Genomic DNA, 10,878 nt, shown 5'->3' with positions numbered 1-10,878 from the left:
TTTACCATGAAAGGAGATAAAAACATGGATTACAAAACAATAAGGGATAGAATTGAAGATATGGCAAAGGATAACCATAAGGATTTCGTAAAAGCGGTTATCAGCATGGAAAAAGGCATTAACGATGAAAGTGCATTAGATAAGCTATATGATGCTTATATGGCAAATGACACCATCAATCTGCTTCATGAAGATTTCGATTACATGATTGAAGATTTAAGAGAACAGGGACAGATAAAAGACCTTCCCTATATTCAGGGGGAAAAAGATGACCTTATCAATATCGTCGGAAATATTGTAGGCAAGGTCGAACTTATTGAAAGAGAAAATAAGAATGGAGAAGCCTTTAAGGTGGCAAATTTCTCCATAGTTTCCAAAGATGATGAGGGGAATAAGATATATCATAATTGCTCTGCTTATGGAGAAAAGAGTGATATTCCAAAGGATTTTAAACAGGGAGATTTTGTGAAGCTCTTTGGACAAATCAGAACTTCCATTGATGATAAAGGCAAGGAGCACAGTAATGTAAGGATACTTTCATCAAAGCTCTTAAAGGCAAAAGAACAGATGAAAGGACAAGATAAGAGTCAAGAGATTGCTAAACTGAAAAGCGAGATAGAAGAAAGAGAAAAAGACTTATTTTATGCAGATTCTTGGGAGCAATCAGGACAGATTAGAGCAGATATTGAAAAAATGAAAGCTAAGTTAAATATCTTGACCAATTCTGAAAAAGGTCAAGAAAACGGTAAAAAATCCATAATTGGTGCTATCAAAGAATATCAGGCGGAAGATAAGGAAAAGCCGAAAGTAAAGCAGGAATCATCAAAAGAAGCAGAGAGATAAATGTATGGTCGGTGTGGTCTTTAGGGCTGCACCGGCTCTTTTTTTATGGATTTTAGCACAATTAAGTTCGATGTGTTTTATTAAGCTCGGCAATATAATCCAACCCAAAGATTTCTATCTCATCTAACACTCTTTGAAATTTAGTGCCTAATGTACTCAAAGAATATTCAACATGGGGAGGAACTTCCGGGAAAACTTTTCTAATGATTAGTTTGTCTTGTTCCAATTGACGAAGCTGTCTTGTTAAAACAGTTCGAGTAACATCAGGAATTAACCTTTCAAGTTCACTAAATCTTTTCGTGCCTGTACTTAGATGATATAAAACTACAATTGCCCATTTTCCTTGTAAAACTTTTTGAGTCGTAACATAGGGACATTTATCATAAACCGTTGCCATTGTAACCTCCTTAGAAAACTATTAGTATTGTATTTGATACTATGTATTATAAATGTTCGTACTTCTAAAATCAAGACTAAAAAAGTATAATGATAGCAAGAGAAAATCATTTCTCAAAAAATGAAAGGAGATCAGCTATGAAAAATGAAGTTATGAAAGTGTTTCATGCTTACACAGAAGCATTATCAAAAGGAGATTTTGGAGCGGTTTTTGAAATGATGTCGGATAATATTGTATGGCATATGGGAGGAGAGAGTTCACTTTCCGGTGTGATAGTGGGAAAACAGGCATTAGGAGAGCGTTTGGGAGAATTTTCAAAACGAAGTAACGGAACATTTAGGGTGATAACAAATTGGGCTGCAAGCAATGACTGTTTTGTGGCTGCCAGTGTTTTTTCTTTAGCGGAAAGAGGAGAAGAAAAACTAAATGATCCGGGGATTGACCTATTCAGAATAGAGAATGGCAAGATACAGGAAGTTTGGACTTTTGCAGAAAAACAAGAGGAAGAAGATAAGTTTTGGGAACAATAAAAAGAGGAGAGAACACTATCTCTCCATCTCCTTACCCATGTAAATTCCATAGTTTTTGCGTATCTTGTAAAGTTCGTCCATTGTAGCTTTTGAGGAAGAATACTCTTTCATCAGGGTATTCTTTTTTTCTTGCAATTTATCAAGTCTGTCTAAAATATCCTTTGAATTTGGAAGTTTGGAATAAGACTTTTTAAGCTCGCAAAGAGCATTTTCATAGAGGGTAATCTGAGCTTTATATTCCTCAAAAAATGCCCTATCAGACGGATTCGCCTTATATTCCTTGTAATAGGCACGATATTTTTTTACAGTATGAACTTGCTCCATAGTGGCAGAAAGCTCCTGCATTTCCTTATCAATCGCCTTGATTTTATCTTGAAGATATTGTCTTTCATCAGCACTTTTTTGAATAAATTCGTCAAGCTGCTGAACGGATTTAATCCCATATTCTCTGATGAAAATAACGGATTCCGCCATCGTATTCAGATTATGTTTTGTTGCCCAGTATTCATAACCTTTGCTTTCTTTCACTTTGACATTGGACTTCATATCAATGATAGTTCCAATGCGTTTTTTAATGGTAGGAGTTTTAATTGTTTCTCTTTCTGCTATGCGTTCTTTTAACCTTTCTTCAGTATAATCTTCTCCGATTGTTTTAGCCCTTGTAAATCTTGGCTTATCTTTCGGCTTAAAAGCGATATGCTTACCGTACTTAATTTCATAACCAAGCTCGGTCATTTTCTTTAGAAATTCATCCCAATCCTTTGACTGTTTTATCATGCGATCAATATCAAATTGAAGCCTGCTTTTCCAAGAAGTACCTTTCTTTGCCTGCTCATTTTCATACCAAGACTTTCCGCTCGTCTTGTATTTTTTCTTGTAGCTTTCGTAGTGTTCATCAATGACGGAAAGGTTGTTTTCTTTGCATAGCTTATCACTCTGATAACGAATTTTATGGTAGCTTTTTTTGTTTGACTGATAGCACTTGCCACTAACCATATTCACATTGTTGAAGATGATATGATTATGGATATGCCCTTTATCTATGTGCGTCGATAACACAAACTCATACTCATCTTTGAGGATCTTTTTACATAACTCAAGACCGATTTGATGTGCCATTTCAGGGCTTGTTTCTCCCGGTAAAAATGATTGAATGAGATGTCTTGCAAGGACAGTTCCCTTAGTTCCTGCCTCCCCTCTTGTCCTTAAAAACTGAGTATGAGCAGTTGACTGATGGCATTTATGCGTACTGACTAAAAGCTGTTCATCTGTTTTATCTCCATTAACAATATAGTCAATAGCAAGATGAAGGGTTGATTTTATAGGATGTATTTTTGTAATCGCCATAAATTTTAATCACCTCCGGAAGTCCTGTTTAGAAGCAAGGAATGAATTTGCCACAGTTCTTTTGAAAAATGTTCAATCTCTTGTTTCATATCGCCTATGTCCTCTTTGTAGATAACACCGGTCGAATTTACACGCTTTGCAATCTGATTGATGTTGTTTGTTGCGTTGGAAAGTAAGCCTTGTAAATCCCTAAAAGGCTCTAAATCTACCTGATAAATTTCCTTTTCCAAAACGCATTTGCGGATAAAGTGGCTCATATTTCTACACTTTGCAAGTTTCCTTTTCTCCTCAAAAAGAGCCTTTTCTTCCTTAGTCAACTTAATTTCAAGTCGTTCATTTCGTATTCTGTTTGCCATAGGTATTTCCTCCTTTGTATGATTTTCGGGGTCTTAGGGTCTCCCTAACAAGCTAAAAATTGATAAAAAAAGAAGCAGATCCCGAAGGGCTGCTTCATCAATTTTTCCGTAAGTGTCCGTACACTTACTGTGCTTGCTCTTATACTATTAGTATATGAACAGCGTTAAGCATAAATTAGATTTAATAACTTATTATAACATGGAAAAAGATGTGTTGCCACATTTATTGTTATTCTTTTAGAAAATGAAAAAATAATTATTTTTACTTGAAATTAAATGTAACAAGTGTTATAATATAACAAAGTTATTTTTGAAGAAAGGAGGTTGAAACAAGGTGGCAAATGGAGATTATGATTTAACTCATAAAAAGATATTGGAGAGTGGCAAGAAGATTTTTAAAGAGCAAGGATTTGAAAAAGCAAATTTAAGAGCTATATGTAAAGAAGCGGGTGTTACGACTGGTGCTTTTTATGGTCATTTTGAGGATAAAGAAAGTCTTTTTGCAGAATTAGTAGAACCTCTTATAGCTGAAATTAAAAGATATTATGCTATGTATGAGAATAAGAGCTTTGATGCTTATAAAAAGGAAAAAAGAATAGGAAAAGAAACTATTCAAAAGATTTTGGAGTCAAAAGCACAGGGCACGATTGATACAGTTTTGCATTTTTTTGAAAACAAAGATGTGTTTGAACTTTTAGTGTTTGGATCTTATGGAACTAAATATAGCAGTTTTTTAGATGAACTTATAGAAATTGAAGATAAAAATCATTTTAAAATATTAAGTATGATTTATGGTGCAAATCATGTTAATGACAGAATAACCAACAGAGGTATTCATTTGCTTAATCATGCGTATTTTTATGCCTTGTCTGAGATTGCTGTACATTCTGAAGATAAAGAAGAAGTAAGACAAAACGCAATTCTAATTTCAAACTTTTTTAATGAAGGATGGGGGAAAATACGAGGATTATAAAAAAATTTTTTTACTCTAAAAATAACTAAGTTATTTTTAGAGTTCAATAAGACTATATTTTTTCTTTCAAAAATAAAATAAGAATATTATTTCTGGTGGATAAACAGAAGAATATTAAATAAAAAACTAAGGAGGAAGTATCATGAATTTAAAAGGTATTGTAAAAATAGCAGTATTCTCTGTTATTGGATTTGTTTTGACGATGGGATTGGGATTTTTGACAGGATCATTTGGTATGATTCCAAGTTTGTATTTGTCATCTGCATTGCCAACAATCATTGTTGCACCTATTTTTGTAATTATGTGCAAGCAGGTTGGACAGAGAGGAACTGCTTTTTCATACTTTCTGTTGCTGGGTGTATTCTATGCTCTTATGGGAATGTGGCCGGTAATTGTTGTTTGTGCTATTGCAGGAATTTTGGCGGAATTTGTAATTGGTAAAAAAGAGAACTATACAAACAAAAATATGAAAGTTGGGATTGCTTTTGGAACAGGTATGTTTATCTATTCCTTACATGCTATGTATTTTGCTTTTGTATTTGGTGTCGAAGGACTTACAAAGCAATTTCCAAAGATGTTTACAGCCGATTACGCAACATTCCTTTACAATTTTTACACACCTAAAAATATCTTGATTTGTTTATTGATTGCAATTGTGGCTTCATTTATAGGTGCTTATTTTGGAACATATATTTACAACAAATTTTTTAGCGATAGGAAGAAAAAAAGTGTTTTGTAAAAATGATAAAAAGAATATAAATCAACACCAACTATCAGACAAAATCAACCCGCTTACTATAGTTGGGTTGATTTTACTATTTTCAGTTATTTTAACAGTAGGAGAACAATCGCAATACTTATTTTCACTTATTTTTGTTTTAGGACTGTTATCCTTATTTTCAATTAAAAAAGCATTTAGAACGATATGTTCATTGCTTATAATATGGGGACTTATTTATTTACTAAAACCTCATTTAGGAAATGTTTTGATTGGCTCTATATATACAATGCTACTTATAGTGTTGAAATTTGCTCCACTTTTCATCTTGGGAAGAGTTCTGTCTTCATATAGCTCTTCGCATCTAATTGCTGCATTTAGAAAAATTGGAATTGATGGTGGAATAGGTATAGGAATCACAGTATTTTTTCGTTTTATTCCGGAAATCTCTATTAGGATGAAGGAAATAAACAACGGCATGAAAATTAGAGGATTTAAAGCAAGCATTTTCAAACCAATTAGAACATTTGAATTATATTTTGTTCCTCTTATGTATAAGTGCATAGACATAAGCGACACCTTAACTTGTTCAATTATATCAAAAGGAATTGAATACGATGGGAAAAAAACAAGTTTTCATGAGGTGAAAATTACATTTATTGATATCTCAATGATAGTCGGAGGGATGATTTTGTTGGGGGCGAGTTTATGGAAAATATTTTAGAGGCAGAAATCAAATCATTTCATTATGGAGAGGATTTGATATTAAAAAATTTAAAAATGTCTGTAAAGAAAGGCGAAATTGTAGTCTTAACAGGTCTTTCCGGATGCGGAAAAACGACACTTTTAAGATTACTAAACGGGCTTATTCCATCCTTTTATGATGGTGATTTGGACGGAGAAATCAAGATTTTAGGGAAGGATATAACGGCATATAAAAAGGGAGAGTTAGCTAAATATATTGGCAATGTATTTCAAAATCCTAAAGATCAATTTTTTTGTGATGTAGTTGAAGATGAAATTGCTTTAGTGGGTGAAAATTTGGGCTTAGACAGGGATACATTAAAAGAAAAAGTTGAAAAAGCAATGGACTTGTTAGGAATAAGCCATATTAGCAAAAAATCCATTTTTGAATTATCAGGAGGAGAAAGGCAAAAGGTAGCTATAGCTGGAACTCTTATCTATGATACGGATATTATTTTTTTTGATGAGCCATCAAGCAGTCTTGATTACGATAGTATAAAACACTTCAGTGAAATACTTCTCAGATTGAAGGCGATGGGAAAGACAATAATTATAGCAGAACATAGGCTCTATTATTTAAAAGAGATTTTTAGCAGATTGATTTATATAAAAGACGGTACAATATGTGATATTTTTCCGAATGGGAGTCTTAGTAATGATAAATGTAAGGAACTTGAGTTAAGAACACTTAATGAAAGAGAATTGATATCAGAAAAAGAACTTATTGTTGCTAAAAGTTATATCAAAGTAAATAAAGCCTGCATTCATCAAGGTAAAAGAACTTTGATAGAAGAATTAACATTTGAGCTTGGAGAGAGCGAAATAATGGGAGTGATTGGTTCTAATGGCATTGGAAAAAGTACCTTAGCAAAAGCATTATGCGGATTATCTGAAAAATATTTAGATGTCAGCTATGGACAGAAACAAAAAGAAAGGCTTAGAAATTCATATTGCGTGTTACAAGATGTAGATGCTCAGATTTTTTTAGACACCGTAGAAAATGAGTTGATATTTTGTAAAGATCAAAACTCGGAAAGTGATTTAGAAAAAATACGAGAATATCTAAAAAATACAAACCTGTGGCATAAAAAAACCAATCATCCGCAGAAATTATCCGGTGGACAAAAACAACGATTGGCGATTATTACTTCGTTTTTATCTGGTCGTAAACTGATAATTTTGGATGAACCAACATCAGGTCTTGATTATAAAAGTATGAGAATTATGTCTGATTTAATAACAGAAAAAGCAAAGGAGATTCCAATTATAATAATTACTCATGACTTGGAGTTGTTATTTAAAACCTGTCATTCCGTCTTAATGCTCGGTGAAAAGGATTATAAAAAAATATCTGTGAAGGGAAATGAAGCGTTAATCATGGATTTTATGGATAAAAAAGGAAATTTATTGAAGGAGAAAAACTATGTTAAATAAGGTTTTTGAATATGCAGGTTCGCATAAAAAATCAATTCACTTAGCAAGTTTTATTATGCTTATTAGTGTAATTATGGGTGTGCTACCCTTTCTATTTGCATATCAGATTATCAATCCACTTATTTTAGGTGAGCAATTAGAATTTGAAAGACTTGCTATTTTATTGATCAGTATTTTAGTTTGTTTAGTGTTGCAAGCTGTCTTAGGAGGTTTAGGTCTTAATGTATCCCATAAAGCAGCATACAACACGCTACTTGGACTTCGAACATCCTTACAGAAAAAAATGGAAGATCTGCCATTGGGTGTTGTTGAAGAAAAAGGGACTGGTACAATCAAAAAAATGTTCGTGGATGATATTGGCAGTTTAGAAGTGCTTTTAGCTCATTCACTTCCTGAAGGAATAGCGAACCTAATTGTACCTATTATGGTTTATATTTCAATGTTTTTTATTGACTGGAGATTAGCGTTAATGTCATTAGCTTCTATTCCGATTAGCATTCTTGCAATGATGATTATGTACTCTGTAGGTATGAAGCAAATGGGACCATATTATATGGCAAGTGGAAAAATGAACAATACCATTATTGAGTATGTAAACGGTATGGAAGTTGTAAAAGTATTTAATAAGCAAACAGAGTCTTATGAACGCCTTTCTAAAGATATAAGTAATTACAGAGATTATGCACTCGCTTGGTATAAGACGGCATGGCCATGGATGGCGTTATATAGTGCCTTACTTCCATGCACGATTATTTTAACATTGCCTCTTGGTGGTTACTTTGTGTATATGGGCTATGCAAGTCTTTCTAACTTAATATTAGTGTTATGTCTTTCTTTAAGTATAGGATTGCCACTCTTGAAAGCTCTTGGATTTTTACCAACTATGCCACAATTAAATTATAAGATTTCTGCTTTAGAACAAGCCTTAAATATGGCTCCTTTAAAGCAGGGAGAAAATGATTTTAAGGGAACAGGACAGACTATTTTATATGATAATGTTACCTTTGGCTATCAGCTAAACAAGATGGGAGAAAATGGACAGCCCGAAACCTATATTAAGAATGTTATTCATAATGTAAGTTTTACGGCAAGAGCTGGTGAAAAGACAGCGATTGTCGGTGAATCAGGTTCAGGAAAAAGTACTTTAGCTAAACTTTTAATTCACTACTATGATGTTTTAGATGGAAGCATAAGTATTGGGGGACAAGACTTACGAGATATAAGATTGGAATCTCTCAATAAGCAAATTTCTTATGTAGCACAAGACCAATATTTATTTAATACTTCGCTTTTAGAGAATATTCGTATTGGTAATTTAGCTGCAAGCGATGATGAGGTTATAGAAGCAGCTAAAAAAGCCCAGTGCATGGAATTCTTAAATAGACTTCCGGATGGTATTTATTCTTTAGCTGGGGAAGCAGGAAAGATGCTTTCAGGTGGAGAAAGGCAAAGAATATCATTAGCGAGAGCTATTTTGAAGAATGCTCCGATTGTTGTACTTGATGAGGCAACAGCCTATGCAGATCCTGAAAATGAAGAAAAAATGGAAGCAGCTATTCGTGAACTTGTAAAAGGGAAAACCTTAATTGTTATTGCACACAAGTTACCATCTATTGTAGATGCAGATCAGATATTAGTTATGGATCATGGTCATTTAGTTGCAAATGGAAAGCATAAAGACTTATTAGAATCTTCAGCAGAATATCGCAAATTATGGGATGCGACACTATTTAGTAAAGATTGGAAAATCAGCAGAAAGGAAGGTGAAATGAATGTTTAGACTAATTTCAAGAATTTTAAATTTATCAGGTAAATACAAAAACAGAATAAAGTCCGCATTTATATTTGCCTTTGTTGAATCTATATTAAGTAAAATGCCGATATTTATTGCATTTACCGTTTTGATTGGATTTTATGAAAAAAGGAATACGTCCCAAACTTTTCTATATGTAGGAATAGGACTTGTTTTAGTGGTTTTATTACAAGCTGTGGTTCACTTCTTAAGCGATAAATTACAAAGTGCAGCCGGCTTTATGATTTTTGCTGATAAAAGAATGGAGCTTGGGAATCATCTTAGAAAGCTTCCGATGGGATATTTTACAGCAGGTAATTTAGGAAAAATAAATTCTGTTTTAAGTTCGGATATGGCTTTTATTGAAGAAGTTTCCATGAGTACGATTGCCAATATGATGAGCTATGTATTATCAACACTTGTACTAACAGTATTCATGTTTGTTTTAGATTACAGAATTGGACTGATTGCGGTGTGTGTAACACTGGTTGCAACATTGCTTGCAAAGAGCATGAATAAAATGTCTTTATCTGAAGCGGTTATTAGACAAGAACAAAGTGAAAAACTCACCGATGCAGTTTTGTCATTTGCTGAGGGGATCAGTGTTATTAAAAGTTACAACCTTTTAGGCGAAAATTCTAAATCTCTTACAGATAATTTTATATCCTCAAAGGACACATCTATAAAATTTGAAAATAAAATAACACCATGGACAACCGGTTTAAATATTATTTATGGAATTGGGATTACATTTATTTTAGCAGTGGCTTTATATCTTAATCATCAAGGAACTTTGGGACTTCCATATATGTTGGGGCTTATTTTGTTTGTGTTTGACTTATTCAGCCCTTTAAAAACACTTTATGGTGAAGCAACAAGGCTTACTGTAATGAACGCTGCGTTGGATCGTATTGAAGAAGTGTTAAATGAAACTGAACTGCAAGATGTGGGCAAAAAACATATTTCAAAATCTGATACCTCAGAACCTGAAATTTGTTTTAATCATGTTAAATTTTCTTATGGTGAAAAAGAGGTCTTGCATGATATGAGTTTCAAAATGAATAAGAATACAATGACGGCTTTAGTTGGACAGTCCGGGGGAGGTAAATCCACAGTAGCAAATCTTTTGACAAGATTTTGGGATGTAGACTCCGGTGAAATTTTGATTAGAGGAGTGAATATAAAGGATGTTTCACTATCTGAATTGATGTCGGAAATCAGTATGGTTTTCCAGAGAGTTTATTTATTTCAAGATACGATTTTTAACAATATTGCCATGGGGAAAGAAAATGCAACAAAAGAAGAAGTTATAGAAGCAGCCAAGAAAGCAAGATGCTATGATTTTATTATGGCACTTCCTGATGGATTTGACACAATGATTGGAGAGGGAGGAGCAACTTTATCCGGTGGTGAAAAACAAAGAATTTCTATTGCCCGTTGCATGTTAAAAGATGCTCCTATTGTAATTCTTGACGAGGCAACAGCAAGTGTTGATGTGGACAATGAAAGCTATATACAGGAAGCAATTAGTGAATTGGTAAAGAATAAAACCTTATTAGTTATTGCTCACAGATTAAATACGATTAGGGATGCCGACAATATTGTTGTAATCAAGGAAGGGAATATTGCAGAACAAGGAACGCATAATGAGCTAATTGCTTTAAATGGGATTTATAAGAATATGGTAGAACTACAAAATAAAAATAATGGCGTAAAAATACTGTAAAAATATATTTGTAATAAA

General features: G+C 33.3%; 10 protein-coding genes and 1 pseudogene. 8 read left to right on the top strand and 3 right to left on the bottom strand.

The features are described from left to right. Nucleotides 1–24: 24 nt before the first annotated feature. A pseudogene (locus HMPREF0629_RS06115) lies at nucleotides 25–594 on the top strand (single-stranded DNA-binding protein); the annotation flags it as partial. A gap of 310 nt (nucleotides 595–904) precedes the next feature. Here HMPREF0629_RS06115 and HMPREF0629_RS06110 read toward each other — a convergent pair. After that, nucleotides 905–1,240 (bottom strand): helix-turn-helix domain-containing protein, encoded by a 336-nt coding sequence (locus tag HMPREF0629_RS06110; protein ID WP_009222470.1) that lies wholly within the window; start codon nucleotides 1,238–1,240, stop codon nucleotides 905–907. Nucleotides 1,241–1,377: 137 nt separating this feature from the next. On the opposite strand from HMPREF0629_RS06110, the gene HMPREF0629_RS06105 reads away from it, so the two are divergent. After that, a complete protein-coding gene (locus tag HMPREF0629_RS06105) occupies nucleotides 1,378–1,770 on the top strand; it encodes a nuclear transport factor 2 family protein (RefSeq protein WP_039856700.1) in 393 nt (130 codons plus the stop codon). Between the two features lie 15 nt (nucleotides 1,771–1,785). Here HMPREF0629_RS06105 and HMPREF0629_RS06100 read toward each other — a convergent pair whose 3' ends face one another. Together HMPREF0629_RS06100 and mobC are read right to left on the bottom strand one after the other, a co-directional pair. Further along, nucleotides 1,786–3,117 (bottom strand): relaxase/mobilization nuclease domain-containing protein, encoded by a 1,332-nt coding sequence (locus HMPREF0629_RS06100; RefSeq protein WP_009222468.1) that lies wholly within the window; start codon nucleotides 3,115–3,117, stop codon nucleotides 1,786–1,788. A gap of 5 nt (nucleotides 3,118–3,122) precedes the next feature. Continuing rightward, complete coding sequence (mobC, locus tag HMPREF0629_RS06095) at nucleotides 3,123–3,473, bottom strand: plasmid mobilization relaxosome protein MobC (protein WP_009222467.1); 351 nt, start codon at nucleotides 3,471–3,473, stop codon at nucleotides 3,123–3,125. Between the two features lie 334 nt (nucleotides 3,474–3,807). On the opposite strand from mobC, the gene HMPREF0629_RS06090 reads away from it, so the two are divergent. The 6 genes from HMPREF0629_RS06090 to HMPREF0629_RS06065 all read left to right on the top strand — a co-directional run bounded on the left by HMPREF0629_RS06090 (nucleotide 3,808) and on the right by HMPREF0629_RS06065 (nucleotide 10,860). Continuing rightward, nucleotides 3,808–4,446 (top strand): TetR/AcrR family transcriptional regulator, encoded by a 639-nt coding sequence (locus HMPREF0629_RS06090; protein ID WP_009222466.1) that lies wholly within the window; start codon nucleotides 3,808–3,810, stop codon nucleotides 4,444–4,446. Between the two features lie 142 nt (nucleotides 4,447–4,588). Then, complete coding sequence (locus HMPREF0629_RS06085; protein WP_009222465.1) at nucleotides 4,589–5,185, top strand: MptD family putative ECF transporter S component; 597 nt, start codon at nucleotides 4,589–4,591, stop codon at nucleotides 5,183–5,185. Next, nucleotides 5,175–5,888: an energy-coupling factor transporter transmembrane protein EcfT gene (locus tag HMPREF0629_RS06080; protein WP_039856884.1), complete on the top strand. Its 714-nt coding sequence runs from the start codon at nucleotides 5,175–5,177 to the stop codon at nucleotides 5,886–5,888. Before HMPREF0629_RS06085 ends, HMPREF0629_RS06080 begins: the two co-directional genes overlap by 11 nt. Continuing rightward, nucleotides 5,873–7,342 carry an ABC transporter ATP-binding protein gene (locus tag HMPREF0629_RS06075; protein WP_009222463.1) on the top strand — a complete coding sequence of 490 codons (1,470 nt, stop codon included), beginning with the start codon at nucleotides 5,873–5,875 and terminating at the stop codon, nucleotides 7,340–7,342. The genes HMPREF0629_RS06080 and HMPREF0629_RS06075 overlap by 16 nt, the downstream gene beginning before the upstream one ends. Then, complete coding sequence (locus HMPREF0629_RS06070) at nucleotides 7,332–9,122, top strand: ABC transporter ATP-binding protein (RefSeq protein WP_009222462.1); 1,791 nt, start codon at nucleotides 7,332–7,334, stop codon at nucleotides 9,120–9,122. Before HMPREF0629_RS06075 ends, HMPREF0629_RS06070 begins: the two co-directional genes overlap by 11 nt. Then, nucleotides 9,115–10,860, top strand: a complete 1,746-nt coding sequence (locus HMPREF0629_RS06065; RefSeq protein ID WP_009222461.1) for an ABC transporter ATP-binding protein — start codon at nucleotides 9,115–9,117, stop codon at nucleotides 10,858–10,860. The genes HMPREF0629_RS06070 and HMPREF0629_RS06065 overlap by 8 nt, the downstream gene beginning before the upstream one ends. The last annotated feature ends 18 nt before the right edge of the window (nucleotides 10,861–10,878 follow it).

The sequence above is a fragment of the Peptoniphilus sp. oral taxon 386 str. F0131 genome, from assembly GCF_000090945.1.
Lineage (GTDB): Bacteria > Bacillota > Clostridia > Tissierellales > Peptoniphilaceae > Anaerosphaera > Anaerosphaera mikwangii.
This window is presented reverse-complemented; position numbering and strand designations above follow the sequence as displayed.